Below are 24,630 nucleotides of genomic sequence, written 5' to 3'. Positions count from 1 at the left end.
CCCTGGATGGCAGCACCCTAGTGTGCGGGCTGCGGTGTGTTGGTAGAGGGTGTGGTCGGTGGTAGGGGCGGCCCCTGCGTGGTAGGCGTGGGCGGCTCAGGGCTGGATGCGGGATTGACGGGGTCCGGTGTCTTCGCGGCGTCGCCGGTGGGTGTCGGCGTCGTCGTGGTTGACTTTTTTGCAGACTTCTTCGACTTGGTGGTCTTGGTAGGTGTCGCGGTCTGCGCCGCCAGCGGCAGGGCTGCCGGCAATGCCAGCGTGAGGGCGAGGCCTGTCATCGCAAAACTCTTCAGGAAACGAACCATCGGACTTCCTCCATGCCACGTGTGGCGGCAGAGGATAAGAGCCGTGCGGGCAGGGATGGGATGCCCGTCGTGGCAGACACCGTCTCCGAGTGGTTGTTTGCTGTGTCGCTACTCGATGGGAAGCATGGGGATATCGTTACGGGAGATGTGACGGGGCACGGGGCGGCCAGTGGCGTGACGCCATACGGCGAGCAGAACCAACGTGAGTTCCAGCCCGCAGATGCCGCCGATGCCGTAGTGCTGCCAGAGGATAGGCGAGAGTGCCGATGCGACGGCGCCGCCGACGAAGTAGCACGTCATGTAGAGGGTGTTGATGCGCGAACGTGCCTCGGGCCGCAGCGCGAAGATTCGTGACTGATTGCCGAGCTGCGTGCCCTGCATACCCACGTCCATGGTGATGACCACGGCACCGAGCGTGAGCAGGTAAGGCCACAGATGCAGGTGGCCCGCCGCCTGTGCGTGCAGGGCGACGCGCTCCGTAAGGTAGATGCCGATGAAGGACAAGCCGAGGATGCCCAGGCCAACGGAGATGACATAGCGCGGTCCACGGCGGTCGGCTAGTTTGCCTGCGGTCGAGGCCACGGCTGCACCGGCTGCGGCGACGAGGCCGAAGGTGCCGGTGACGGCTGCGCCCTGGCCGTGCGATGCCATGACGAAGGCGAAGGTGTTCCAGAAAGCCGAGAAGGTGCCGAAGCTGAGCGCGCCGACGATGCAGCTCTCACGCAGCAGCGGCTCCTCGCGCATAAGGTCCCAGAGCGAGCGCATGGCTTCGCCGTAGGTGAGCTTCTCTTTCGGTGGCAGCTCAGGCATCAGGCGCTTGACGGCGGGCACCAGCGCCGCAGAGACGAGCGCTGCGACGAAGAAGACGACACGCCAGCTTGCAATGCGTGAGGTCATGTGTGCGGCGAGTTCGGAGACCCAACCGGCGAAGGTTCTTGCGAGCAGGACACCGCTGAGCAGGCCGGTCATAACGACGCCGATGGCCTTGCCACGCTCACGCGGTGCTGCGAGATCGGGCGCGATGGGCAGAACGATGTGGGTGACGCAGGCCATGGCACCGGAGGTGGCGGAGAGCAACAGCAGGAGCGGCAGCGATGGCGCGCACGCCTGCAGCAGCAGCGCGATGGAGACCATGCCGAACATTCGCATAATGAGCTTGCGCCGTTCGAGCGTGTCACCCAGCGGCGTGAAGCTGAGCATGCCGAGCGCGTAGCCGACCTGCGTGGCCACACCCACCTGGCCAGCGGCGGCAGCGTTGACGCCAAAGGTAGCACCCATCTCCGGCAGCAAGGGCTGGCACAGGTAGATGGTCGACACACCGACGCCGCAGCACAGGCCAAGGAAGCCGAGGTGCGCGTGCGGTTTGGTTGTGTCCGGGGATGCGACTTGCTGCATCGTTCCAGTTTACTTGGCGTGTGTTGTGGCTACTCGCCGAGTGCTTTGCGGAGGTTTTGATTTGCCGCTGCGAGGCGCGCTTCGGCGGCTTCGCGTGTCATGCCCAGCTTCTGCATGACGATGGCGGTGCGTACATTACCGGCCTGCTGCAGCAGCGATGCGGCCTGCTCCGCGGATGCGCCGGTGGCTGCGGCGATGATGCGTTCCGCACGGTCGACGAGCTTTACGTTCGACGTCTGCACGTTCGTCATCAGGTTGCCGTAGACGTGGCCGAGCTTCACCATCAGGCCGGTGGAGAGCATGTTGAGCGCGAGCTTGGTTGCGGTGCCGGCCTTCATGCGGGTGGAACCGGTGATGACTTCAGCGCCGGTCGCAGGCGTGATGGCGATGTCGCTCGCAGTCGCCACAGGCGAGCCGGGCACGCAGGAGAGGCCAACGGTCAGGCAGCCGTGCTGCTTTGCCATCTCCATGGCGCCGAGGACGTAGGGTGTGCGTCCACTGGCGGCGATCCCAACAAGGACATCCTGGCCCGGCGACTGGTTGAAGCCGTTCGCGAGCAAGTCGATGGCGCCCTGTTCGCGGCTATCCTCTGCGCCCTCTGAGCTGACACGCAGCGCGGGGTCACCACCAGCCATGATGCCGACGACGAGATCGCGTGGCACGCCGTAGGTCGGCGGGCACTCGCTGGCGTCGAGTACGCCGAGGCGGCCGCTGGTGCCGGCGCCCATGTAGAAGAGACGTCCGCCCTTCTGTACACGCTCGTAGATGGCATCGACGGCTTTTGCGATCTGCGGGATCTGCTCGGCGACGCGGGCGGCTACGGTTGCGTCCTCGTCGTTGAAGACGCGGAGCATCTGCTCGGTGGGAAGCGTGTCGATTTGCTCGGAGGCGGGATTGCGGGTCTCGGTGAGTAAGTTTGCTAGCTGCATTTCCTGTAACTCCAAAAGGCTTGTCCTCTTGAGCGTAGCGCAGATGCATCCCCTGACGCGCCTATCACCCGCCCCGCAGCCCTATCGCCGCGGAGCGGTTGGCTTCACTTCCTCACTCGGCTTGTAGCTCTCCTTCTGTTTCTTGCCGGTAGGGTCGAGCTCTTCTTCGTCATCAGGTTTCTGGTCGCTGTCCTGCACGGTGCGTTTCGGTGCGGCGAAGGGCTTCTGGATGCCTGCCTCTGCGGCGGCGCGTACGTCCTGCTGGATGCCTGGTGTGCTGAGCGCGGCCTTGTACTCGGCGACGGCCTTGGGGCGACTGTTGCCCGTCTGCGTGTCGTAGAGCCGGCCCAGGTAGACGTGCGACCATGCTACGGTGCGCGGGTCCTTGCTGGTGGCGATCACCTGCGTGAAGCGGTCGTATGCGGCCTGCGGGTCGCCCTGTGTCAGCTTGACGCGGGCCATGATGTAGAGCGCATCGCCAGATGTCGGATTGGCTGCGAGTTCTTTTTCTGCAAGCTCTTCTGCGCCCGTGCGGTCACCCTTTTGCAGCTTCAGTTCCGCCTGGTCGATGGTGGAGAGGGAGCGACGTGGCGAGCGGGCGTGCGTGATACCCGCGCCTGCGACGAGGTTCGTACTGTCCGGTGCGAAGAACGGGATCTTCTTCGCATGGCTTACTTCCGACGGCACATCCATGCCGTAGACCATCTCGCCGATGCTCTCCTTCAGGCTGACGCCTTCGCGGTCCTGTATGGCGAGCTTGTCGTAGAACGAGCCGGTGAGCACCCAGCCCGACTCCATATCGAGCAGCACCTGTTTGCGGCGCACGGCTTCGGCCTTCTTGTCGTAGTCGATCAGGGCCTGGTTGTAGGTGTCGATCTCGGTGCGAGCCTTTACGGCACCCGGCTTGGAAGGCTTTGCGAAACCGACGTCCATCAGGCGCGCTTCGATGGCCTTGATGAGGCACTCTGTGGTCAGCGCGACGATGTCGCTCTTGTAGGTGAAGTCGATGGGCGCATCGCTCACCGTCTTCAACAGCGGCAGCAGGCGGTTGGTGGCGCCGGCGCGTGCGTAGATGATGGGGTCGACGTTGTAGAGCAGGTACATGCGACGGATCTGGTCCATCTGCACGCCGGCCGCGCGGTCGCTGACGGACATGCGTGAGCCGGGCGAGGTCTTGCTAATGGAGGGATCTTCGATCTTCGCGGGAGAGACGGCGATGAAGTAGTCCGTGCCGTAGATGCGCGCGTTCACGGCCTGCGGGCTGAGCATCGGCTCGAGCAGGACAAGGAAGCGTCGGCCATCGTAGCTGGAGACCGGCTGGTGCAGGTAGATGTTGGTCTCAAGCAGCATGCGGGTCAGGCTGTCATGCACCTGGAGTACGGCGTCTTCGTACTCTGCGCGATGCCGCATGAAGATGCGGTGCAACTGCGCCTTTGCGGCGAAGTCGCGCAGCAGGGGCAGCACGCCGATTACGTTCTGCGAGTCGGGCGGCAGATCACCCTCGCCGACGGAGAGAGCGAAGTCGGGCGGTGCCGAGAGAAAGAGTGCAAGCGAGACGTACTGCGCCAGGTTGCGGGGGCCGGGCTGCTTGTGCGCGTCAATGTAGGTGCACGTGGTGTCATGCGCGGCCTTTGCTTCAAAGCCGGCGCCGACGGCTTGGACCATCTCGGCGCGGATCACCGCGCGGACGGGCAGCGAACTCTCGATGCCGTTGTCATAGCCGCAACTGTTGAGCGCCGCGGCCATGGTGAAGAGGGTCTCGCTGGTCTCAAGCGACACGGCAGATCCGCTGGCCTCAACGGCGCGGCGGACGACCGTGGACGACGGCTGCTGCGGTTCCTGTGCGGACTCGTCCTGCCGGTTGGAGGAGGAGGACGACGAGGACGGACGCTGCGCGGGCAGCGTGGCCGCGCCCAGAGCGAACGTAAGAAGGAGCAGCGGAACTGGAGAGAAAAGACGCACGGGTATTCGACGGACCTCAGCCAAAGGTGTACCAACCGCTGAGTCTAGGCCGGTGGTTTGTGTTGGTCAAACCCCGATGGATCAGCCCCGAACGACAACATCCGCGAAGGTCAGCACGACCGACCCGCGTACGGGCTGGCCGAAGACCTCTGCCGGCTGAAAGACGCCGGTCAGCATGCGCTGGCGAAGGGCTGCGCCGGCAACCTCATCCAGTACGCCGGAGAGAACGTGGTAGTCGTAAACACGGCCGGCACGGTCGACCATGGCCTGCACCACAAGTGGTGCATCGTCTACGCTGCCCACCGGCTGGACGCCCGCGGCCGAGTAGAGATAACGCGGTGCGGAGAAGCCCACCAGCGGTGTGTCATTGGCCTCGACGGCCTGCTGCGGAGCGACTGCGCCGAGCATCAATGCACCGCCCACAGCAGCGATCATCGCCGCAGCGACGCCGACCTGCAGGCTCATGGGCCGTATGGTGTTCTCCCAGAACATTTCCACGGTGTGGCGCAGGCGGCCAGTCAGCCGGCGTTCTGCACGTACCTTCTCGTGCGAGAGCGCGAGGCGGATGCGCAGCGACAGATCATCCGGCACGGCGACCGGTCCCAGCGCACGCAGAGCGTTGTCCGTCAGCGCGCGTTCGAATCCGAGCTCGTCCTCGACGCGCGGTTCGGCATGCAGGCCTACGCGGTCCAGCAGGTGCTCCAGTTTTTCTGGGGAGAGACTCATCGTGCCTCCTTGGATGTTGCGGCGACGGTCCGGGCTGCAGATTGTGGTGCCTTCTTATGCACGGGTCGTGCAAATTCGGGAAGACGGGCACCCAGCAGCGTGCGCAGGGCAGCGCGGCCGCGCATGAGCCGGCTTTTCACCGTGCCGATGTTGATGTTCAGAATTTCGGCGATCTCGTCGTAGGCCATGCCTTCGACTTCGCGCAGTATGACGACGGTGCGAAAGCTCTCGGGCACATCGCGCAGTGCAGCTTCCACCGTGGTGCGCAATTGCGCCTGGCGGGCGTTTTCGAAAGGAGAATCGCGCTGGTCTGCCAGTGTGTCGCGCAGGGAAAAGGTCAGTTCGCCGTCATCGTCCGTGGACGAATCGCCGTCGATCGTGATCTCTGCCTTCTTGTGCCGGACCCACCAGCGCCGGCTGTTCGAAGCCTCGTGCATGGCGATGCGGTAGATCCAGGTGCGCAGGCTGCTGTCGCCGTGGAAGCCGCCGATGGAACGGAAGACCTTGATAAAGACATCCTGGGTGACGTCTGCGGCGTCGGCCGGGTCAGCCAGGGAGCGCAACAGCAGCGAGTAAAGTGGGCCGCTGTACTGCGCGATCAACTGCCGGAAGGCGTCGTCCGACCCCGCCTGCAGGGCTGCAACCAGCGCGAGATCCTCGGCACGTACTTCGGGGCGCACGACGGCGTATGTTCCCGCCTCGCTGAAGCCCCCGCCGATCGCGCCTGAAACCGGATCCATCACTGCTGCCCCGTTCATTGCCTGCCCCTCAAAGGTACGATCTGCGCGCCCCGCACGCAATGGCGGGATGGCTGGTTTCGGTGTGCCATCCGCCGGCGGATGCCAGAGTGCTCTCGCTCACTCTGCATCTATAGACACCATTGCCGGGCTGCTTTGTTCCCGGAAAGAGCGCTCTTTTGCGGGATTCTTGCGATGGGATCGCCGTGGAATGGCATTTCATGTCGGCAAAGAATTTTCGCCCGGGCACCGCAACCTCGGTAGGTAGGGCTGTGTCTATCCCAATCGAAACGGCTCCGTGGCAGGTGGCACGGAGTTTAACGGGAGATTGCACTATGAAGACCTTTGCGCAAGTCATGCTGATCGCCGGGCTGGTCGGCGCCGCTGCCATTCCCGCCGCCGCCGACGCCCAGGTATACGTCCGCGTCGGACCGCCGCGGCCCATCTTCGAGCGTCGCCCGCCACCGCCGCAGTATGGCTATGTGTGGCACGCCGGTTACCACCGCTGGGACGGTGCACGCTACGTCTGGGTTCCCGGCCAGTACTTTGCTCCGCCGCGGCCCCGCGCCGTGTGGATCGGCGGCCGCTGGGTTCACGGCCCCCGCGGCTACTTCTGGCGTGATGGCTACTGGCGCTAGACCGCAGCAAATCATCTTTTACCAGCAGACACTGTGGGGCGAGCCAGAAACCGGCCGCCCCACCGGCCCCTGGAGCCCCGGTTTTACTCGGAAGGGCAAACCGGGTATCCTGAAAGGAGTGGGCCTGTGGCGCAGCTGGGAGCGCGCTTCCATGGCATGGAAGAGGTCACCGGTTCGATCCCGGTCAGGTCCACCAAACTCCCTTTAAAATTTGCGCTTTAACGCGTGCCCAGCGGTTCGCACCACCAGCCTAGGTGCTGGCAGGTGCCGAAGACTTTCCATGGTTCCCGGGTAGTCGTAGCCTTAGGCAGATCCATGAAGCCGTGCGCGGCGAGTTGCTGAGGGCCAACACACATCAAAGAACCGCCTCCGGTCCCCTTCGCTTCCATCGCTCCGAAATGAGCGGACCGGACTGCACTGGCTGGTGACGTGGCTACGGCAATTTTGTTCGGTCAGCACCTAAACACAATCAGGGCGGATCATATCGCTCCGATTGCACTCGAATTCGCATGATGCTGTTTCTGATGTTGAACGAGCCAGCCCACTCCAAACCAAGTATTTTATATCGCACGATATATTACGCCGGAAGGGTGTCAGGGTTATGTAGTGCGTGGTATAGAATAGTGTGAACCAGTTATGGGACGTCCACGCGAATTCGACATCGACACGGCCATCAAGACGGCGACTGAACTTTTCTGGCGAAAGGGCTACGAAGGCACATCGCTTACTGATCTCACCGGTGCTATGGGCATCACGGCGCCAAGCTTCTATTTTGCTTTTGGAAATAAGGAAAAGCTCTTCCGGGTGGTCATCGAGCAGTATCACGAAAAACAGCTGGAACTTCTCGAGAGTGCACTTCGGGAACCGACCGTGCGAGGTGTGGCAGAGAAGTTTCTCTATGGCTATGCCGACGTCCTCACCGGGCCATCTCACGCGCCTGGCTGCCTCGCTCTAAACAGTTCTCTTCCTTCTGCAGAAGACGACGCAGTTCGCGCTTGGCTCGCCGATCTACGCGGTGAGTTGACTATTCGACTTCGCAAGCGGTTTGCTAAGGCTCGTGGCACGGTCGAACTTCCGATGAATGCCGAGCCCGACGCGCTCGCGCGCTACATTGCAGTCACTGCGTCGGGCCTCGCGGTAGAAGCTCAGTCGGGAGCGAAACGTAAAGACCTACACAGCACGATCGCTGTAGCTCTCAGTGCTTGGCCTTCAGCAGATGTCCTAAGACCGGAACAGAGGTCGACCAGCCGCGAGAGCGCGTCCCCTCGCATTCGACAGTAGTGTTCCTAAGTGCTCAGCTCGACGCCTCTATGCGATAGAAACAACTGCGATGTTGCGATGGACGCCTCACACCAATGAGGTGGCCACATTTTGGAAGCAGATTCCGAACAAAGTAGATCCAGCGATGGAATTGCTTAGGCCGCTTTGCGCTCGGCTGCAAGAACGACAAAGAGAATGGTGGAAGGGCTGGTGGAACGGTTATGCCAGCTATGAAATGTTCCGTTATTCACAATCAGGTCCCCTGTCCTGAGCGTTAGTTCGTGTACCTGACCATCTTCGCCAGGATATCCGGCGTTCACTTCACCATCCATAACTATGGCGAGATCGATGCTGTCGGTGCGATGCATCCCGTCGCCTTCTCTGCCTGGGACCATTCCCGGGGTGCCCATGTCGACTGAGGCGGCACGTTCAAGCGGTGCCGGTCCGTCCGGCGTCTCGGGAGCCAGCGTAAAGAGATCGACTCGAATTCCACCAAGCGGACCAAACATCCCCAACGGTTTATATTCGCCCAAGACCTGCTCTGGCGTTCGCGGCAAGTCGGGAACCTTGTCGAATCCCCAGATGTTGGTGAGGAAGTCGACTGTGGCTGTGTCAATGGTATCGACTTTGGTGGCTACGCCAGTTTTGCCCTCAGCAGTGATGACTCTTTGGATCTTCATTTGTTCTCTCCTGATTCAGTTCGAATGCTTTGCTTCGGTTTAGACAGCGCTCAATCCGCCGTCTACGACCAGATCAATCCCTGTAATGAAGCTGGCCTCGCTCGAAGCAAGAAAGAGAGCTGCCGCCGCGATCTCCTCGGGCCGGCCCATCCTGCCAAGCGGTGTGGCCTTGACGAACTGCGCTTTTCCCGCCTCAGTCGCCTCCTTCGAGCCGAACAAGCCGTCGAGGATCGGTGTTTCCGTGGCTCCAGGACTGAGGACATTCGAGCGAATGCCTCGATCCTTCAGTTCCATGGTCCAGGTGCGGACGAACGATCGGAGAGCTGCTTTCGTGCCGCTGTAGGCGCTTCGGCCTGGCGTCGCCTTATCCTTACCTGCAGAGGTAATGAGGATGATGGAACCACCGTCATTCATCATTGGCAGAGCCTTCTGGACGGTGAAGAATGCTCCGCGCACATTGGTATCGAAGGTCTGATCGAAAAACTCAGGTGTTGCAGTTGCGATTGGGCCTATTCCGACGAAACCCGCATTTGCAACAACGACATCGATCCTCCGCCCCTCTCTAGAGACAACCGAATAGAGCCGATCCAAATCCTCCAGCTTTGAAACGTCGCCCGGAACCGCGGTGACGTTCTTGCCGATCTCGGCCACTGCCCTATCCAACTCAAATTGGCGGCGGCTGGTGATGAAGACGTATGCGCCTTCCGATACGAAGCGCTTTGCGATAGCCAGTCCGATTCCGCTGCTGCCGCCCGTGATGATGGCGACCTTTCCCTGTAGTGCAGGCATGTTGTGCCCCCTATGGCATCGATGCAGTTGTATATCGATCGCTATACAACAAGCGACAACCCAGCGATCGTACTATATCGTTCGCTACAGTACAAGCGACTGAGGGGGAGCTAGGCGCAATGGCCGGAAATAGGCCCTTGCTGCATCACCAGCGATTGGTCCCAAAGCAGAAAGTGGAATGAGTAAGGAACAAGGCGCTGGATTCGATCGTTTCAAGGTTGAAGAATTCGAAGGTGCATCCGTTAAGATGAATTTCTCCAGTTTTGAACATCCCCAGATCATGATCGCGGCAGGAGCTAGTGAACAGGAGTTTCACGGCTTTCATAGAGAGCAGGTTTTCTCCCTCCATAACTGCCTGCTTTCGGATCAATTCACCTTCGAAACGGTGCGTCTCAGCAGTAATGCCAGCAAGCAACCTCCCGCAATAGCGAGTGGAGGATGAAATCCAACTGAACAGGGTTGACGGCGGGATGGTGGAGCGGGCGCTACCGCACTCTCCTCGTGGCCCGAAAAACAGTTTTACTGATCAAAGAAGCGCATCTAGGACATCCTTGGCGGAGGCGCGATCACCGTGGCCGTGGCTGATCTTCTCGAAGAGGATCTTCCCGTTGTGATCAAGAATGAACGTTGCTGGGTAGGCCGTCTCGTGCGGCGCATCCCAACGCAGACCGTAGAGGTTCGTCACCTTGTAATCCGGGTCGATGACCAGCGTGATATTCGTGGGAAGATCTGCCTGCTTTGCGAGCGCCTCTTTCGCGCGCTGATCAAGTTCCGCCGGTGGCCCCGGGTAGACAAGAAGGACCATTGCTTTTTTCGCCGCGAACTCCGTTGCATGCTCGATGAAGTCATGAAGCTGCTTCTGGCAGAAGGGACACTGGTAGCCCGGGTAGCCGCGCAACACGATCAGTACCGTTGATGCCTGTTTGAGACCCTTCGATAGCTGCACTGACTTACCCGTCGGCGTACTTAGCGTAAAGTCCGGCGCAACCTCGCCCACAGCAGGGGTCTGCGCGTACAGGGCTGTACCGAACAACGTGCTCGCAACTATCGTGACTGTGGCCAGTTTTCGGATGAGGGAAGTGCGGGACGATGCGCTGAGAAGGTGACGCGATAACGTTTCGATGAGCATAAGGTTCCTTGTCTCTCGGTAGCCTTGTTTGGCGTTACCCATTCGACAAAGAACTTGCCCAGAGGTTACAGGTTTTCTCCACGCGCCGTTGCCAAGGCGAAAGGCTTGGCATCCGAGCCGACAATTGCTCCCTGTCCTGCCTCCTGTGCGAAGAGGATGAGATGGTGGGCACTTTCCCACGTTATGCCATCGGATCTGTTCCGAGGGACGTTGACGGTAGCGTCCGTGTCCTGATGGATGGTCGCAACGGTTGCGAGCGAACGAGCGACGGCAACATGCTGCAGGGAGCGTCCGCCATTTTCTCCGCGAAGGACTTTGGAAGTTGCAAGATCGTCTGTAACTATGGCGACGATGTTGAGCGGTCGTTTCGAGAGCAACTGCGTTGCCGAGAAGTGAATGGCAATGCTGCCGCCCTGGATCTCGCTTGAAAGTATCCGAAGATTGATCTTCTTTTCTTTGGCCTGATTTGCAAGCGCTTGACTCAGTCGAGCTTCATTGCTGCCAACAAACTGCTGCTGACCGTCGACGACCATCTGCGGGGTGTACACGCTGTCCAGACCGAAACGGGTGGCATATCGGTCCTGCCGATCCGTATAGGTCGATGATGAAAATGGGTCTGTCCATCCCAGCCGGTTCCAGTAGGTGACATGTTCACTGATGCCGACGACGAGTTGACCTGTTGCGGTCAGTCTGCCGTTCACCTTGCGCAACAACTCATCTGCAGGCGGACAGCTGGAGCACCCTTCCGAAGTGAACAGCTCGACGAGCACGATGCTCTGCGGCGGCTCCGTATGCTTCGCCTGAGAGAGCGCTGTCGGCAACGTGGATACTGCTAGAAGGCATGCGGCAATCGCCGTAATCGTTTTGCGAACGGGATTCATCTCTGGCCCCTCCGAAGAGAACCGCTCATGAGACGCATCCAGATCGCGGGGGTTACAACGTGGTTGTAACCCTTTCGCACGCCATAACTCTAATAGTGCAACGGGCGCTAAACAAAGTGGCTCGGGGAGCTGGCATCGCCGAATGAAGAATGAGCGCGACATCAGGGATGAAGCCAGCATGATCGCTTCCATCCTCGCCGGTGAGACACAGCTCTATCACGAGCTGATCCGTCCGCATGAGCGCAGCGTTTATCTGATGGCCCTGACTTACATGAAGAACGAGAGTGATGCTGAGGACGTTGCGCAGGAGGCCTTCCTGAAGGCTTATCGCAATCTCGCCGGTTTCCGGGCCGAGGCCAAGTTCAGCACATGGCTCATTAGCATCACCTTAAATGAGGCTCGCAGCCGGCTGCGCAAGCAAGCGAGCGTGCGGATGGAATCGCTCGATGAACTGATGGACGATAGTACAAAGGTCTCTCCGGCACTGCTCCGTGACTGGCGCGAGATTCCATCTGAAGCGATCGAGCGTGGCGAGATACGTCACTTGCTGCAGCAGGCGGTTGCAGGCCTGCCGGAGATCTATCGTCGGGTGTTTTTCTTACGGGAGGTGCAGGAATTCAGCGTGATTGAGACGGCAGAGGTGCTGCAGATCAGCGTCCCATCGGTAAAGGTACGGCTGCATCGCGCACGCATGATGCTACAGCGGCAGTTAAGCCCCGAGCTGAGAGCCGCGACATCCAAACCAAAGAGGAGGTGGCTCCCATGGTCATAGAGTGCAAACATGTTTGGGATTACATCTCCGACTATCTGGACGGCTCCCTGCCGCCCGAGACGCGTGCGCTGGTGCAGAAGCATCTCGATCACTGTGAGATCTGCTCGGCCATCCTGGACTCCACGCGGAACATCCTCGTCCTCACGGCCGATGATCGTGTCTTCGAACTCCCGGTGGGTTTCAGTGATCGTCTGCACCAGCGGCTGAACGCTGAGATGAACAAAGGCGTAGGTGATTCTTCCTAGACGTTGTGGACGATGCGGTGGGTCCACCACTCGATGACGACAAGGATCAGCGAGACCACGGCGAGTACGATCTGGAATGTCTCCGTGCGTCTCTGCCTGCTGCTGACTGGCTGTGCCCGCCACTGCGCTGCTGGCCGACTACGCAGACTGCGAATCCTCCAGACGACGTACAGATTAATGAGCGATCCAACGACCGCAATCGTCATCATGGGAATGCGAATCGCATCTGCGTGGTAGCCGGACGCAGGACGATTCAGTCCCGCTGCAGTCGCAAGTGCGCTCAGTCCAATCAGAACGCGCACGCCGCTGATCGCCATGACGGCGGTACACAGGCTCTGCAACACGATGAACGAAAGACTCGTGATACTTAGGAACCAGTTCGACGGTCGAACTCGTCTGCCATCTGCTGGCGAAGCGTCTGTGTGTGGGCTCATAGGAAAGGCAGAGTTATGGTCGTCGCTGCTCTGGCTTCCAGAATAGCGGAGAATTCTTGAGACTTCGCTGTAACCTCTTCCGCGCTTACGTCTCTAACGGGCGGAAGCTTGCTCCTTGCTTCTCAGCCAGGGCTTTTGGAATGAGGAATATTGTGCCGGAAGAAGCGTTGCGACTCGACCGAAAACATCCTCTTGCCATTCGATGGATGCACTGGATCAACTTCCCGATCCTCTTCCTGATGATCTGGAGCGGGCTGCTGATCTATTGGAATGACTCCGACAACGCGTACCAGCATCCGCATGCGGTGTATCGCATCGGCGTTGGATCCTTCACGTTGTTTCATCTGTTTCCAGACTGGTTCTGGAAGGCGATCAACGCGCCAAACCATGTCACGCAGGCACTCGGACACCACTTCTTCTTCATGTGGATCTTCGCCGCGAACGGCATCGCTTATGTTCTCTTCCTGATCATCTCCGGTGAGTGGCGATTCCTGGTGCCGCAAAAGCGCAGTCTGCAGGATGCCGTGCAAGTCACGCTGGTCGACCTGCATCTTCGCGAAGGATTGCCACCTCAGACGAAGTACAACGGTGCGCAGCGTATCGCTTACTCCGCTGTCATCCTGATGGGCGTCGGCATGCTGGTCACCGGACTCGCGATCTACAAGCCAACACAGTTGCATTGGCTGACCTCGCTCCTGGGTGGGTATGAGATGGCCCGATGGGAACACTTCTGGCTGACGATGAGCTTCATCGGGTTCTTCCTCGTTCATGTGGGTCAAGTGGTGCTGGCGGGGTGGAATAACTTCCGCGCGATGATCAGCGGTCTTGAGATCAAACGCGCTGATGAGCCTTCCGTTGAAGCAGAAAGGAAGTCCTGGTGATGGCAACCGTCGAAGAAGAAAACAAAGTTATCCTGGCGCGATCCCGCAGGCACACGCGCCGGTCCTTCCTGGGAGCGGGGGTAGCCGCTGCCGCAGGATTCGGTCTCTACCGGTGGATCGAGGGCAGGCCCGCCGAAGATGATCAACCCATTCCGTATCGAAACGCCTTTGAAGCCAATGCCGCAATCTCGCAGGCACTCTTCCACGATCACGCATTGACGCCAACCTATCCGTTGCATCAAGCGGAGAACCTGCGGGTGAATGGTGTCTTCGGCCTCAAGGAAGAACTGGTTCCAGAAAGCTACCGGCTGCAGGTGGTCGGCTCCACAGCAGTTGAGCAGCATCCTGGCTTCAGCCGGGACGTTACTGCCTGGGAGTATCGCTACACGCAGACGAAGTCAGCAGAAGATCCCGGACACGATACGAAGAGCGCTCCGCATCACGCGAACGATGCAAAACAAGAGAAGCCAGAGCGTGGCCGAGAGGACGCTGGACAAAGCGATTCCACCCTCGCGCCCGGCACGCCGGGCCTGTTACTCACCATGGACGATGTTCTCAAGCTTCCGCGACAGGAACTGGTAACGCAGTTCAAATGCATCGAAGGCTGGAGTCAGATCGTTCTATGGGCCGGTGTTCGCATGGCTGATTTCATCGAGGCTCATCCGCCTGAGAAGATTGCCGGACGCGAACCGAAGTTCGTCTACATGGAGACACCGGATGGGGACTATTACACCGGCTACGACCTGGCCGTATGTCGCCATCCGCAGACTCTGCTTGTGACCGAGATGATGGGCGCACCGTTGACCCAGTTCCACGGTGCGCCGCTGCGGCTGCACATGCCGACGAAGTATGGCTACAAGCAGATCAAGCGGATTGGGTTGATCAGCTACACAGACTTGAAGCCTGATGATTACTGGACCAAGCTGGGATACGACTGGTACGCCGGACTGTAGAGGGTGTCTTCACCCTAATGAGCGCGGGACAAGGATAAACATGCAGTGTTTGAAGGTGGACGAGTCTGGCTGTTGTCCCATGGATGGGGTGGCGGTGCGTGGCAACCTATTTGAACGGCGCCACTGGCTCTACGCATTCTTTCGAGAACGTGTCTTTCGCGACCATACAGAGGAGATCAAGCGCGCTATCTTCCCTCGAGAGGGCCCCCGTCCTGGGACGCGTGTGTTGGAGTTGGGATGCGGCCCAGGCTTCTATACCTGCCGGCTTGCGCGCATGTTTCCCCAGATACAAACCATCGGCATCGACCAATCGGTGAGCCTGCTCGAGTGGGCTCGGTCGCGAGCGTCAGAGTCCCGCCTGGACAACTGTTCCTTCCGCCACGGCGACGCGTGCGCGCTCAACGCCGGTCTGGAAGAGGTGGACGCGATCGTGGTGTCACGCCTGTTCCTGATCGTGCATGACCGTGAGCGAATGCTGTCCGAGATCTTCCGCGTTCTGAAGCCTGGCGGCAAATGCTTCGTCGCAGAGCCGACAACGCGATTCAAGACAAGTCTGCCGTTGTGGTTCATGCAGATCTCCGCGCTGCTCAGCGGTGGCGGGGTCGCGGGACAAAGACATTCGCCTTCGGTCAAGGTCTTATCTCCTGATGAGTTCGGACGACTCATTCACTCTCAGCCGTGGCAGCAGGTTGAGATGGTGTACCGCGATGGCTACCAGTACGCCGTCTGTGCGAAGCATGAAGTGCTGGGACCAGTCGCTGCATCAGCCGCATCCCTGGACAGAAACGCAGCGTGAGCGTGTCATCGCGGCGCTTATTATGTCTCGCCGAAAGCCTCATTTGTGCGTAATGGACCCGGAAACCGCTTCTGATGCGCACGCCTGCCGATAGTCCGGTGGGGCTGAATGGTGACCCAACTTCCTTCCGGCATGGGAGGCAGCAGTTTCTGGGCGATGATTGTGGAGAAATGCGTCCCGCTCTCCTTTGCTATCTTCTGCCGAAGATGAGGATGTGTTGCAGTGGCAGCGTTTCGATTCTCCGCACGAGAACGAGACCAACGGCTGCCATCTCTTTTTCCAGCTGACCCACTGACATCTTGTGAACCTCTTTGATCGGGACGTTTGGATCTTCCTTGCGGTATTCGACGAATGCTACGCGTCCATTGGATTTCAATGAGTCGCGAACGCTCTGCATGACCTCGTAAGGGTAGGCGAGTTCGTGGTACACGTCCACGAAAAGCACCAGGTCGACAGTACCGGTCGGCAGGTGTGGATCGGTTTCACTGGCCTTGATGACCTGCACGTTTGCGATTCTCTTGGCGGCGGCACGTTGCTTCAGCGTCTGCAACATTTCCTCCTGCACATCGACCGCCAGCACCTTGCCAGTCTTACCGACCTTCGGAGCCATGCGAAAGGTGAAATATCCGGAGCCTGCTCCGAGATCGGCGACAACTTCACCGGAGTGCAGTTGCAGGGCGTCAAGCACTAGGGAGGGGTGCTCCTCAGTGTCTCGCTGAGCGCGGTCCAGCCACTCGATGCCTCCGGGGCCCATAACCTGGGCGATCTCTCGGCCCATGTAGAAGGTGCCTGTGCCGTTGGGATCGTGGTTTGCACGTGTCTCGTAGCGCTGTGGAGATTGTGTTTGCGACGAAAGAGAATGGGGGCCGAAAACTACAAGGGCGAGCGCCAGGGCCGGTACGAGATAACGCATGGTGGTGAGTGTAGCGCAGGCTGTTCGGTCGTCTACATCCACAAGCTTTGAGCCACCTGTCAGTGTCACGAGCCCGGGAGTGTCTGGACTGAGCAACTTAGCGCCATGTCTGCTCATTCCGTCGGAACACGGGTGCCAATCCGCGAAAGTACCCCTTGATCTTGCACTCCTGGTAGGCGCAGCATCCAATACACATGAGTCAGCCCAGGCCATCGGTCGTCATCATTAACGACAACGCAAATACCTGCGTGGGCCTGGCGGAATTGCTGGAATTGTGTGGGTTCGAAGCTCATTGCGCCTTCAGTGGTGCAGACGGCTTGTACAAGGTCACGGCCCGCCGGCCAGATGCGGTTCTACTGGACATGAATATGCCGGACATGAGCGGGCTTGTGGTGTGTGCCGCCATTAGAGGCCGCGCAATCATTGCGAATACAGCCATCGTCTTTCATTCCGGCGAGCAGAAACCAGCTGAATTGAACGGAGCTGACGCGTTCCTCACGTATCCGGTGCCGTTGGATATTTTGTCGGCCGTGCTCCACGCCACGATCGCAAAGCGCCGGGCAATCGGATTAGCCCAAAAAGAAAAGACGTAGGTGACAACGCAAGCCCGAAATATCCGTTTTGCGTGAGAAGAAGTGAGCCGTTGCAGATGGTTGCGATCAGAACATCGCCATGGGCGCCCGATCTCAAATTTCATGAGTTCTCCTCGGTGACGCCCTTGACGCTATCGTCGGCAGGCACAGATGCCTATCATGCGTTTGTATTCGCCTCGCGAGCTGCAGAGACAAAGATGCGATCCTCATACAAGTACGCGATAGCACGACGCGGGCAGTAAGTTTGAGGTCCGCGTAGAACGGACTGGCTAGCCGATCCCTGGGAGGTCACAATGAGTTTTGGATCAGTCCTGTTTACACCGCTGGTCAAAGAGCTTCAGGAGCGTTACGGAAGCCGGCGGCAGTATGAGCGCATGGAGAAGTCCAGCGATCAACAGGATCGCCTCACCGACTTTGAGCAGGAGTTCATTACTGACCGTGACAGCTTCTACTGGGCCAACACCAGCTCCACGGGCTGGCCGTATGTACAGCACCGTGGTGGGCCGAAGGGCTTTCTGAAAGTAATCGATGATCAAACGCTCGCCTTCGCAGACTTCCGGGGCAACAAGCAGTACATCTCCACAGGGAACCTGGGCAGTGATGATCGGGTCGCGATGATCCTCGTGGACTATCCCCGCCAGGCCCGTCTCAAGATCATTGGGCACGCTGAGATCTTCGAAGCGGAGAAGGCGGAGCCGTGGCTAGCCCGCGTGCGTGTAGAGGGGCATCCTGCGGTGGTCGAGCGTGTCTTCGTCATACACCTCGTCGCCTACGACTGGAACTGTCCTCAGCACATCACACCGCGTTACACGGTGGACGAGATCAGGCAGTCATTGCGTGCGACAGAAGACCACGTACACACTCTCGAGCAAGAGAATGAAGCGCTGAAGAAAGAGCTGGCTCGTCTTCAGGCTGCTCGCTGAACTGGTACCGACACGCGGTTGCAACGAGCGCTACAGATCCAGCTCTACCTGAGACGTCGGTGTTGAACAACAGAGCAAGACGTTCCCACCTGCTGGGCGATCAAGCGGCTCCGGGGCATACGCGACACTGCCGCCGATAAGTCCGGACTCACAGTTATGGCAAACGCCCACCCGGCAAGACCACCGAACCGGCACATCGCACGCCTCAGCGAATGCAAGAAGGCTGCCGAACTGCGGATTCCATGGAACCGTCAGACCACTCCGTGTGAATGAGACGCCTGGCCCCTCACCGGCAGTTCCTGGTGGCGGGTGTGGTGAGCTTGCACGGGTTGCTGCGATGCCGGGTGTAAGTGCCTCGCCCGCTCCGAATGTCTCGCTGTGAACGCGGCTTGCGTCCACACCCCAACCATGCAAGCCTGCAGACATCTGCGCGAGAAAGGCCGTGGGACCGCAGAGGTAAAAGTCAGCCTCGGCCGGAAGACCTATGCTCTGGAGATGCGCGACCTCAAGGTGACCCTGAATGTCATAGGACTGTCCCGCGAGATCGCCAGGGTCGGGCTGGCTGTAAGCCACAACACTTCGATTCAACGGCAGTCGCGCCAACAGTGACCTGACTTCGCCTGCAAAGGGATGCTCCTTCCCGCTTCGTGCGCCATAGCACCACCAGACCTGGCGTCTTGATTCACCTGCATCGAGGGCCAGTGCGTGAAGCATGGCCAGAAGCGGGGTGACACCGATTCCCGCACTCAGCAGCACGACAGGGCGTTCGTTCTGCGCGAGCGTGAAGCTGCCACGCGGGGCGCTGACCGGGAGCAGGTCACCCACGTGTACATGATCATGAAGGTACTGACTCGCAACACCGGCGGTCCGTTTGACACTGATGCGGTAGATCCCGGCATCCGGCGCACCGGAGAGGGAGTAGCTTCGGACCACAGTGCCTTGAGCGCCGTCGATCGCAAGCCTTAGGGCCAGGTACTGACCAGCGAGCGGGTGCGGCAAGGTTGTCTTGTCCTCTGCTTCGAGGACGAACGAACGAACAGCGTTGCTCTCCTGTTGCACTGCCGCGACGCGAAAGGAACGGAAACCTGTCCACGGTGGCGGGGGTGCAGACGAGGGTGCCAATCCAGCGTTGCCGGTCGACTCCTCCGTCGCCAATAGCGCCTCCAGTGAGCTTCTCCAACCAGCGCTGAGAGCCGGAACTCCCAGTGCATTCTGCAGCCTGTCCCGAGGATGTCCAGGCAGGTAAAGCAGTGCATCGATCTCTGCCACAGTGACGGTCTGTGGCCCGCTCGCCACCTTCACGATGTCGTCCCCTGCCACGATCTCGCCTTCCGTGATGACACGGCAATAGAACCCAGGCCGTCGATGGGAGACCAACAACGCTGGCATCTGCGGATTGTTCATCCGCAAACCCACTCGGTAGCAAGTAACTCGCGGCTGTGTCACCTCAAACACGGCTGTACCGATACGGTAGCGATCCCCGATACAGACTTGATCATCGGCAAGTCCATCGACCGTCAAGTTCTCCCCAAAGGCTCCCATCTCGAGCGAGCTCACCCCGAGGAGCTGCTCCCAGTAGTGGTACGACGCGATCTGGTAGACCATCACCGCGCGATGCTCACCGCCGTGGCCTGCGAGATCGCCCTGGCCATCTCCATCAATATTCAGGTGACGCGCCATCACCCGGCCTTCAACCGGCCGCTTCCAGACGGCCGTATGGACCATCCGGCCCTGCCACTCGATATCCCGTGGAGGACCAACGTTGATTGAGACCAGTGTGCCCATGCGCATCCACCTTCTGGAAAGAGTACGCGCTGCCGTCCGTCGCTGCCGTCATGGTTTTCTATGAGCCATTCGGATGGCACGGGGTAACAGAAAACCATGATTGGTAAGGAGAACCCGGCGGTAGGCTGAGCTTCATGATGCCAGGGCGTCGTGATGTCGAATGTCCAAGGACGTCGGCGACCACAGGAGGATCCTCATGGTGGGACCACCGGCGAGGTCCGATGCGGTGAGGAGCCATCTTGCCAGCCTTCACTTCGTTCTTGTTGAAGATTCGTAGGCTAAGAGCTGCGCAGAAAGGTTGATCTGCGTCTCTTCGCACGGCGAACAACTGTGATTGATGGCGGAAGCATCTTTGTGGGGATACTTAAGGAGCGATCTCTATGTCACTGTGGGACAAGCTGACCGGCGAACTCGTGGACATAGTCGAGTCGCCAGAGGGAACGGCTGAAGACCTTGTGGTGCGGTTTGCGCGCTATCAGAACGAGGTGAAATACGGCGCGCAGCTTGTTGTGCGGGAAGGCCAAGGGGCCATCTTTGTGAACGAGGGCAAGTTGGCGGACACCTTCACGCCGGGTACGTACCAATTAGAGACGCGTAACCTGCCTGTGCTGTCAACACTGCGGGGATGGAAGTACGGCTTCAACAGCCCTTTCAAGGCGGAAGTGTACTTCTTCAATACCAAGCCACTGCTGAATCAGCAGTGGGGTACACAGCAACCCATTACCCTGCAGGTGGAAGGGTACGGCTTGGTGGAGTTGCGAGCCTTTGGTCAGGCGGCGTATCGCATTGCTGATCCGGTTGTTTTCTTCCGGCAGCTTGTTGGGACGGTCGGCTTACTTACAGGCCGGATCCTGCTGGACTATATCCGCGGCATCATCGTGGCGCGCTTCACAGAGTTACTGGCACAGTCACACCCAACGATTGAGGACTTGGCAACGAACCTTGGAGTGCTGAATGCGTCGGTGTTGCAGGGGATCAATACGGTGCTGCAGCCGCTTGGCCTCGAGGCGACGCAGTTTCAGATCGAGAGTATCTCGCTGCCCCCGAAGCTGCGCGACGAACTATTCGAATACAGCCGCTTGCAGAACGTGGACATCGCCCGCTTTACGCAATTCCAAACGGCAAAATCCCTGACGAACTTAGGCAGCGGTGATGGGGGCGGTGTGGGAGCACAGAGCATGCAGATTGGCGTGGGACTGGCCGCTGCACAGCAGATCGGCCAGGTAATGAACACGTCCTTTGCTAAGGCAGCCGGCAGTACAGAGCCCCCACCGGTCCCTGGCGAAGCGGCCTTCGTTAGCTATCATGTGGCGATTGACGGTAAAGCCGCCGGTCCATTCTCGCTCGACCAACTGCGCGCGCACATTGTGAATGGCACTCTTAACGGCAGCTCGCCGGTGTGGAAGCCCGGGATGGCGAAGTGGGCGGCAGCCGAAACCCAATCACAGTTGCAGGCCTTGTTTTCGAAGGAACCACCACCTCTTCCGTAACGCAGGACACCATGTCGAAGGCTAGTGTAAAAACCGGGCTCAATGATCTGACCGTGAGCTGCCGTCAGTGTGGCAGTGCGAGCATGGAGCGGCTTGACCGGAAGGAATACCGCTGCACTCACTGCGGCGCCATTACGGTCATCAGCGATGACGATGCGGACCGCGTGGAGACGTTGCTACGCAATGCGTTGCACGGTTCACCTTCAACGGCCGCCAATCCGCTTGGGCCGACTCGGCTGTCGCAGGTGCGCACGATAGCCCTGACGGTGGGGGCACTTCTCTTCTTTTCAGTGTTCCTGATTGTGCTACCGTCGCGCTCGCGGCGACACAGTTCAGTGCCGACTGGCCATGACAGCGTCGTGCCGCTTTCACAGGTGGTGCTATCCCCACTGCAATGGAAGCAGGGATCGAGCTGGGAGGGAACTTACACCGGCCTGGTGTACAACCACAGCGGCTTTACCATTGAGGTGCCGCGCTACGGTCTGACGACGTACCGGAAGGGCTTGAAGGGAGATACTGCAATCTTTGACTCTGACATACAGACCCTGCAGCCGGGCGAGTACACCGCGGTCAAGTTCCGCGTCATCTCTTCGGAGCCCCACGATCGCTATGAGGTGGAGCCGCCTACAGAGATCGATAAGAGCACAGACGAAATTGCGAACGTGGTGCTCTCGCAAGCGCAATTTGTTCATCAGCAAGGAACAGCAGAATATCGCCTGATTGGGGTCGTACAAAACACCTTCAACCGCCCCGTAACAGGACAGGTTCAACTGATGCTCTACGACGGCAACAAGCAGGTGGCTGGCACTGCGAGTGGATACTTCTCAGACATTCGTCCCGGCGAAAAGGCGCTGCTGTCCCTGAACGCCAGCTTAGATGGCAAGGACTTGCCGGTACCGACTTACGAATATCTGATGAACGCACACTTCACCGACCGCACCCGTTGATGCACGAATCGCGAAGGACAAGACGATGATGGGCCAAGTCACATGCTCGTACTGCGGCGCCAGCTTGGAGTGGAATGGTCCGGGAACCCAGGTCTGCCCGCAATGCGGAGCCACGCAGCCCGAACCGAGAGCTACCGTAGCAAATCGGCGGAAGCAGATTCTCAGGTACGCCGCGATTCCCGTGATCCTCGCGGCTCTCGTGTGGGTGGGCTTGTTCTTGTCCTCCACGAAGCATGCCGGCCCTTCGGCACCCGCGCCCATAATCAATGAGAATAGTGCGGCGACAACAGTTCCGGGGACCCGCATTATTCGCGTGGACAATCCTGCGATTCGAATCATACCGGCTGGTGTGCACTTCGAAGCACAAGACGTGTTGGACACTCCCAACGGAACCGCAGAGTTGCCTCAGTTCGAGACTCGGCTGCTGGTGACAACGCATGCCCCGAGGCACTTGAGGGACGAGGGAGGAGGCAGCGTTTACCTGGGAGAAGTACGCAACGACAGCCCTGACATGGTAGCGATCACGCCAGACGTTACGCTGGTGCTGATGCGGAAGGGTCGCGAGGTTGGACGTGCCACGAGGAGCTATGCGGACTTGGTTCCAGGCATCGGCGTTCCCTTCTTCTTTCACTATGATGACGGCGCGGCAGCGGCCTTTGATGAGGCGCGGCTACAGTGGAAACCCACAAAATCGTACAAGCTTGGCGATTCCAGGCACGCGCAATTCGTGACCACCGTGCAACCAGGACTACCCAAGGAAGGCTCTAGCCAGACGCGTGTGTCAGGCTCGGTGCAAAACACGGGAAAGGCTGCGGCGGCCGTGTCCCTGTATGCAATTCTGCGCGACGCGAATGGTCTGATAACCGGGTTTGAGCATAGCGATCTACCCAGGATGAAAGCGGGCGAATCGCGCAACGTGTCGCTTACGGTCTATACGTACGGGTCACCCGGTGTGCGCGCGGAACTCACCGCATTGCCGGTCAGTGAAGCTACCTTGTAAACGGAGTCACTCGCTGCACACGCTGAGCCCAAGAAAATTCTTCTCGACATTCCTTGAGTGAGCCCAGCCGCTTGGGTTAAGCAGAGCAAAGACAGGCAATGCGCTAAGCCTTAGCTGGTACTTGGGGCAGAATGGATCTGACGCTGTAGCGCCATGCATTGGCGGGAAAAGTATGTGAGGCTTTGCTCGTGTTCACAAGGTTGATAAGGAACGCTTCAATGGCTGTTCGGCTATCCACAATACTCTTCCTCTTCACACCCTCCCTCAGCCTTCTCTCGCAGGTGCCAGGCCGGGAGCTTACCGGCCTGTCCGCCACTCTTACGGTGCGCATGGAGGAAGAAGGTGCAAGTGGAGTCGAGCCACTTGCCCGGGTGCAAGCGCAGGTGCAGCGATGGTCGGAAGCTCTGGGGCCGATCAAGCCGGGATCCCAGCCGCAGATCAAGCACGGTGCGGCCACTACCGTCGCTGCGTGGAGCGTCCAGTTCACTAACGATGCAGGCTTCCTGCACGCGTTTGTGACCACCGCCGCGACAAGCGCAGTTTGCCATGTACGCGCGCAGGCCGGCCTGAAGGCCATGTTCTCCTTGACGGGCGCACTACAACGCTGTTCCACAGAGCTGCAGTCCTCCGCTCGTGAATACGCAAAACTTAATGGAGGGGCTACGCCCAGCCCAGCATCACCTCACCGCGAAACCGACACGTCCGCGCGTTCGACGACATCGAGCACAAGGTCTCCTACGAATGCGCCGCCGAAGCCGGTCAGTGCAGATCAGCCGCCCGCGCACCCGGAAAACTGGGAGAGGGTCAGCGAAGTGCTCTTCCGCACCTCCTATGGAGGTGGTTACGGCGGCATGATGATCGTCCAGTATGAGCCGCTCGTGCTGTTCCGCGATGGCACTTACTTCGAGGCCTATGACACCGCCCTAGAGGATCTGGACCTACCGCAGGAACGTCAGCTTCGACCTGTCCACTGGGGAACGTGGAAGGCAAACGGCGGTACCTACCTCTTGAGTGACAACCGGGGCAGGCCGCACGATTACAAGCTGCAGGATGGCAATCTCTTTCGTGCTTTTGCTGCCGAACAGGGTGGTCCCCTCCACAAGAGTTACAAAAGCGTCTCGGGTGGCGGCAATAGCGCCGTGGGAGGCGATGTCGGCATACTTGTCTCAAGCAAGATGAGCTTTGCCGCAGACGGCCGGTTCAACAGCGGACAGGATGTCGGGATCATCGGCAGCGGTAATACAAGCGGAGTAGCCATTGCGGGAGGCTCCAAAAAGCAGTCCGGCGTTGGCAGTTATCGTTTGCATCACCACACCATCGAACTGCGCTATCCGGGCGGGCGATCGGAACGACGGTTCTTCGCCTATGCTTCACACCACGATCCTGCGCTCTTGGATCCCGAAATGGTCTTTCTTGGAGATACTCCTTACATAAACGACAAGTAAGGTGGGCTCGCGAGTATCGGCG

The 24,630-nt window shown here is 59.5% G+C and carries 27 protein-coding genes and 1 tRNA gene; 15 read left to right on the top strand and 13 right to left on the bottom strand.

Annotation, left to right across the window (positions count from 1 at the left end; translation table 11 throughout):
* Window positions 1-17 precede the first annotated feature (17 nt).
* The 6 genes from TERRO_RS02030 to TERRO_RS02005 form a co-directional block, all read right to left on the bottom strand.
* Window positions 18-305, bottom strand: a complete 288-nt coding sequence (locus TERRO_RS02030) for a hypothetical protein (RefSeq protein WP_014784333.1) — start codon at window positions 303-305, stop codon at window positions 18-20.
* 108 nt (window positions 306-413) lie between these two features.
* Window positions 414-1,700, bottom strand: coding sequence for an MFS transporter (locus TERRO_RS02025; RefSeq protein WP_014784332.1), 1,287 nt, complete (start codon window positions 1,698-1,700; stop codon window positions 414-416).
* A gap of 29 nt (window positions 1,701-1,729) precedes the next feature.
* Window positions 1,730-2,629 carry an N-acetylmuramic acid 6-phosphate etherase gene (murQ, locus tag TERRO_RS02020; protein WP_014784331.1) on the bottom strand — a complete coding sequence of 300 codons (900 nt, stop codon included), beginning with the start codon at window positions 2,627-2,629 and terminating at the stop codon, window positions 1,730-1,732.
* A gap of 81 nt (window positions 2,630-2,710) precedes the next feature.
* Window positions 2,711-4,591: a tetratricopeptide repeat protein gene (locus TERRO_RS02015; protein WP_014784330.1), complete on the bottom strand. Its 1,881-nt coding sequence runs from the start codon at window positions 4,589-4,591 to the stop codon at window positions 2,711-2,713.
* An 81-nt stretch (window positions 4,592-4,672) separates the two neighbouring features.
* Window positions 4,673-5,317, bottom strand: coding sequence for an energy transducer TonB (locus TERRO_RS02010; protein ID WP_014784329.1), 645 nt, complete (start codon window positions 5,315-5,317; stop codon window positions 4,673-4,675).
* Window positions 5,314-6,075, bottom strand: a complete 762-nt coding sequence (locus TERRO_RS02005) for an RNA polymerase sigma factor (RefSeq protein ID WP_014784328.1) — start codon at window positions 6,073-6,075, stop codon at window positions 5,314-5,316. Before TERRO_RS02005 ends, TERRO_RS02010 begins: the two co-directional genes overlap by 4 nt.
* Window positions 6,076-6,326: 251 nt before the next feature.
* Here TERRO_RS02005 and TERRO_RS02000 point away from each other — a divergent pair, with 251 nt between their 5' ends.
* The 3 genes from TERRO_RS02000 (at window position 6,327) to TERRO_RS01990 (ending at window position 7,973) form a co-directional block, all read left to right on the top strand.
* Window positions 6,327-6,692, top strand: a complete 366-nt coding sequence (locus TERRO_RS02000) for a hypothetical protein (protein WP_245536187.1) — start codon at window positions 6,327-6,329, stop codon at window positions 6,690-6,692.
* Between the two features lie 120 nt (window positions 6,693-6,812).
* Window positions 6,813-6,888: transfer RNA gene (locus TERRO_RS01995), tRNA-Ala, on the top strand.
* A gap of 440 nt (window positions 6,889-7,328) precedes the next feature.
* A complete protein-coding gene (locus TERRO_RS01990; protein ID WP_014784326.1) occupies window positions 7,329-7,973 on the top strand; it encodes a TetR/AcrR family transcriptional regulator in 645 nt (214 codons plus the stop codon).
* Window positions 7,974-8,107: 134 nt separating this feature from the next.
* Here TERRO_RS01990 and TERRO_RS01985 read toward each other — a convergent pair whose 3' ends face one another.
* Both TERRO_RS01985 and TERRO_RS01980 read right to left on the bottom strand, forming a co-directional pair.
* Window positions 8,108-8,632 (bottom strand): cupin domain-containing protein, encoded by a 525-nt coding sequence (locus tag TERRO_RS01985; protein WP_014784325.1) that lies wholly within the window; start codon window positions 8,630-8,632, stop codon window positions 8,108-8,110.
* Between the two features lie 39 nt (window positions 8,633-8,671).
* Window positions 8,672-9,421 carry an SDR family NAD(P)-dependent oxidoreductase gene (locus TERRO_RS01980; RefSeq protein WP_014784324.1) on the bottom strand — a complete coding sequence of 250 codons (750 nt, stop codon included), beginning with the start codon at window positions 9,419-9,421 and terminating at the stop codon, window positions 8,672-8,674.
* Between the two features lie 178 nt (window positions 9,422-9,599).
* Between TERRO_RS01980 and TERRO_RS23025 the strand changes: the two genes are divergently transcribed.
* Entirely contained in the window at window positions 9,600-9,863 is a 264-nt protein-coding gene (locus TERRO_RS23025; protein ID WP_157178227.1) for a hypothetical protein, read from the top strand.
* 84 nt (window positions 9,864-9,947) lie between these two features.
* Here the strand turns inward: TERRO_RS23025 and TERRO_RS01970 are convergent, their stop codons facing one another.
* Entirely contained in the window at window positions 9,948-10,454 is a 507-nt protein-coding gene (locus TERRO_RS01970) for a peroxiredoxin family protein (RefSeq protein WP_157178226.1), read from the bottom strand.
* A 161-nt stretch (window positions 10,455-10,615) separates the two neighbouring features.
* Window positions 10,616-11,611: a DUF1223 domain-containing protein gene (locus TERRO_RS01965; RefSeq protein ID WP_157178225.1), complete on the bottom strand. Its 996-nt coding sequence runs from the start codon at window positions 11,609-11,611 to the stop codon at window positions 10,616-10,618.
* Here TERRO_RS01965 and TERRO_RS01960 point away from each other — a divergent pair.
* Window positions 11,610-12,203 carry a sigma-70 family RNA polymerase sigma factor gene (locus tag TERRO_RS01960; protein ID WP_245536186.1) on the top strand — a complete coding sequence of 198 codons (594 nt, stop codon included), beginning with the start codon at window positions 11,610-11,612 and terminating at the stop codon, window positions 12,201-12,203. The genes TERRO_RS01965 and TERRO_RS01960 overlap by 2 nt on opposite strands.
* Window positions 12,194-12,448 carry an anti-sigma factor family protein gene (locus TERRO_RS01955; protein WP_014784319.1) on the top strand — a complete coding sequence of 85 codons (255 nt, stop codon included), beginning with the start codon at window positions 12,194-12,196 and terminating at the stop codon, window positions 12,446-12,448. The genes TERRO_RS01960 and TERRO_RS01955 overlap by 10 nt, the downstream gene beginning before the upstream one ends.
* Here TERRO_RS01955 and TERRO_RS01950 read toward each other — a convergent pair.
* On the bottom strand, window positions 12,445-12,882 hold the full coding sequence (locus TERRO_RS01950) for a hypothetical protein (protein ID WP_014784318.1): 438 nt from the start codon (window positions 12,880-12,882) through the stop codon (window positions 12,445-12,447). The two genes, TERRO_RS01955 and TERRO_RS01950, sit on opposite strands and share 4 nt — an antisense overlap.
* A gap of 140 nt (window positions 12,883-13,022) precedes the next feature.
* On the opposite strand from TERRO_RS01950, the gene TERRO_RS01945 reads away from it, so the two are divergent.
* From TERRO_RS01945 to TERRO_RS01935, 3 genes are read left to right on the top strand one after another with little or no spacing between them, the layout of a single operon-like run.
* Complete coding sequence (locus TERRO_RS01945; protein WP_014784317.1) at window positions 13,023-13,763, top strand: cytochrome b/b6 domain-containing protein; 741 nt, start codon at window positions 13,023-13,025, stop codon at window positions 13,761-13,763.
* Window positions 13,763-14,716, top strand: coding sequence for a molybdopterin-dependent oxidoreductase (locus TERRO_RS01940; RefSeq protein ID WP_014784316.1), 954 nt, complete (start codon window positions 13,763-13,765; stop codon window positions 14,714-14,716). Before TERRO_RS01945 ends, TERRO_RS01940 begins: the two co-directional genes overlap by 1 nt.
* A complete protein-coding gene (locus tag TERRO_RS01935; RefSeq protein ID WP_342612530.1) occupies window positions 14,670-15,512 on the top strand; it encodes a class I SAM-dependent methyltransferase in 843 nt (280 codons plus the stop codon). Before TERRO_RS01940 ends, TERRO_RS01935 begins: the two co-directional genes overlap by 47 nt.
* A gap of 190 nt (window positions 15,513-15,702) precedes the next feature.
* On the opposite strand, the gene TERRO_RS01930 is transcribed toward TERRO_RS01935, so the two are convergent.
* Entirely contained in the window at window positions 15,703-16,425 is a 723-nt protein-coding gene (locus TERRO_RS01930; RefSeq protein WP_041592397.1) for a class I SAM-dependent methyltransferase, read from the bottom strand.
* A 194-nt stretch (window positions 16,426-16,619) separates the two neighbouring features.
* On the opposite strand from TERRO_RS01930, the gene TERRO_RS01925 reads away from it, so the two are divergent.
* A complete protein-coding gene (locus tag TERRO_RS01925; RefSeq protein WP_014784313.1) occupies window positions 16,620-17,018 on the top strand; it encodes a response regulator in 399 nt (132 codons plus the stop codon).
* A gap of 293 nt (window positions 17,019-17,311) precedes the next feature.
* The gene (locus TERRO_RS01920) at window positions 17,312-17,941 is read left to right on the top strand and encodes a pyridoxamine 5'-phosphate oxidase family protein (RefSeq protein ID WP_014784312.1); all 630 of its coding nucleotides are present in this window, start codon (window positions 17,312-17,314) and stop codon (window positions 17,939-17,941) included.
* Window positions 17,942-17,971: 30 nt separating this feature from the next.
* Here the strand turns inward: TERRO_RS01920 and TERRO_RS01915 are convergent, their stop codons facing one another.
* A complete protein-coding gene (locus tag TERRO_RS01915) occupies window positions 17,972-19,726 on the bottom strand; it encodes an MOSC and FAD-binding oxidoreductase domain-containing protein (RefSeq protein ID WP_014784311.1) in 1,755 nt (584 codons plus the stop codon).
* A gap of 380 nt (window positions 19,727-20,106) precedes the next feature.
* On the opposite strand from TERRO_RS01915, the gene TERRO_RS01910 reads away from it, so the two are divergent.
* From TERRO_RS01910 to TERRO_RS21735, 4 genes are all read left to right on the top strand, one after another.
* Window positions 20,107-21,216, top strand: coding sequence for an SPFH domain-containing protein (locus TERRO_RS01910; protein WP_014784310.1), 1,110 nt, complete (start codon window positions 20,107-20,109; stop codon window positions 21,214-21,216).
* 11 nt (window positions 21,217-21,227) lie between these two features.
* Window positions 21,228-22,163 (top strand): hypothetical protein, encoded by a 936-nt coding sequence (locus TERRO_RS01905; RefSeq protein WP_014784309.1) that lies wholly within the window; start codon window positions 21,228-21,230, stop codon window positions 22,161-22,163.
* 595 nt (window positions 22,164-22,758) lie between these two features.
* The gene (locus tag TERRO_RS23020) at window positions 22,759-23,163 is read left to right on the top strand and encodes a hypothetical protein (RefSeq protein ID WP_157178224.1); all 405 of its coding nucleotides are present in this window, start codon (window positions 22,759-22,761) and stop codon (window positions 23,161-23,163) included.
* A 218-nt stretch (window positions 23,164-23,381) separates the two neighbouring features.
* Window positions 23,382-24,608 (top strand): hypothetical protein, encoded by a 1,227-nt coding sequence (locus TERRO_RS21735; protein WP_014784307.1) that lies wholly within the window; start codon window positions 23,382-23,384, stop codon window positions 24,606-24,608.
* Window positions 24,609-24,630 lie beyond the last annotated feature (22 nt).

This window comes from Terriglobus roseus DSM 18391, from assembly GCF_000265425.1.
Lineage (GTDB): Bacteria > Acidobacteriota > Terriglobia > Terriglobales > Acidobacteriaceae > Terriglobus > Terriglobus roseus.
Note: the sequence above shows the minus strand (reverse complement) of the source record. Positions and strands in the feature narration are given on the sequence as shown.

Excerpts from the sequence above, each read along its gene's own strand:
- TERRO_RS01940 (WP_014784316.1), top strand. The coding sequence starts at position 13,763 with ATGGCAACCGTCGAAGAAGAAAACAAAGTTATCCTGGCGCGATCCCGC.
- TERRO_RS01915 (WP_014784311.1), bottom strand. The coding sequence starts at position 19,726 with ATGGGCACACTGGTCTCAATCAACGTTGGTCCTCCACGGGATATCGAG.
- TERRO_RS02025 (WP_014784332.1), bottom strand. The coding sequence starts at position 1,700 with ATGCAGCAAGTCGCATCCCCGGACACAACCAAACCGCACGCGCACCTC.
- TERRO_RS01955 (WP_014784319.1), top strand. The coding sequence starts at position 12,194 with ATGGTCATAGAGTGCAAACATGTTTGGGATTACATCTCCGACTATCTG.
- TERRO_RS01960 (WP_245536186.1), top strand. The coding sequence starts at position 11,610 with ATGATCGCTTCCATCCTCGCCGGTGAGACACAGCTCTATCACGAGCTG.
- TERRO_RS01990 (WP_014784326.1), top strand. The coding sequence starts at position 7,329 with ATGGGACGTCCACGCGAATTCGACATCGACACGGCCATCAAGACGGCG.
- TERRO_RS23025 (WP_157178227.1), top strand. The coding sequence starts at position 9,600 with ATGAGTAAGGAACAAGGCGCTGGATTCGATCGTTTCAAGGTTGAAGAA.
- TERRO_RS02010 (WP_014784329.1), bottom strand. The coding sequence starts at position 5,317 with ATGAGTCTCTCCCCAGAAAAACTGGAGCACCTGCTGGACCGCGTAGGC.
- TERRO_RS01950 (WP_014784318.1), bottom strand. The coding sequence starts at position 12,882 with ATGAGCCCACACACAGACGCTTCGCCAGCAGATGGCAGACGAGTTCGA.
- TERRO_RS01945 (WP_014784317.1), top strand. The coding sequence starts at position 13,023 with ATGAGGAATATTGTGCCGGAAGAAGCGTTGCGACTCGACCGAAAACAT.
- murQ (WP_014784331.1), bottom strand. The coding sequence starts at position 2,629 with ATGCAGCTAGCAAACTTACTCACCGAGACCCGCAATCCCGCCTCCGAG.
- TERRO_RS01985 (WP_014784325.1), bottom strand. The coding sequence starts at position 8,632 with ATGAAGATCCAAAGAGTCATCACTGCTGAGGGCAAAACTGGCGTAGCC.
- TERRO_RS02005 (WP_014784328.1), bottom strand. The coding sequence starts at position 6,075 with ATGAACGGGGCAGCAGTGATGGATCCGGTTTCAGGCGCGATCGGCGGG.
- TERRO_RS21735 (WP_014784307.1), top strand. The coding sequence starts at position 23,382 with ATGGCTGTTCGGCTATCCACAATACTCTTCCTCTTCACACCCTCCCTC.
- TERRO_RS01980 (WP_014784324.1), bottom strand. The coding sequence starts at position 9,421 with ATGCCTGCACTACAGGGAAAGGTCGCCATCATCACGGGCGGCAGCAGC.
- TERRO_RS01925 (WP_014784313.1), top strand. The coding sequence starts at position 16,620 with ATGAGTCAGCCCAGGCCATCGGTCGTCATCATTAACGACAACGCAAAT.
- TERRO_RS01930 (WP_041592397.1), bottom strand. The coding sequence starts at position 16,425 with ATGCGTTATCTCGTACCGGCCCTGGCGCTCGCCCTTGTAGTTTTCGGC.
- TERRO_RS01920 (WP_014784312.1), top strand. The coding sequence starts at position 17,312 with ATGAGTTTTGGATCAGTCCTGTTTACACCGCTGGTCAAAGAGCTTCAG.
- TERRO_RS01965 (WP_157178225.1), bottom strand. The coding sequence starts at position 11,611 with ATGCTGGCTTCATCCCTGATGTCGCGCTCATTCTTCATTCGGCGATGC.
- TERRO_RS02030 (WP_014784333.1), bottom strand. The coding sequence starts at position 305 with ATGGTTCGTTTCCTGAAGAGTTTTGCGATGACAGGCCTCGCCCTCACG.
- TERRO_RS01905 (WP_014784309.1), top strand. The coding sequence starts at position 21,228 with ATGTCGAAGGCTAGTGTAAAAACCGGGCTCAATGATCTGACCGTGAGC.
- TERRO_RS01910 (WP_014784310.1), top strand. The coding sequence starts at position 20,107 with ATGTCACTGTGGGACAAGCTGACCGGCGAACTCGTGGACATAGTCGAG.
- TERRO_RS01935 (WP_342612530.1), top strand. The coding sequence starts at position 14,670 with ATGATTACTGGACCAAGCTGGGATACGACTGGTACGCCGGACTGTAGA.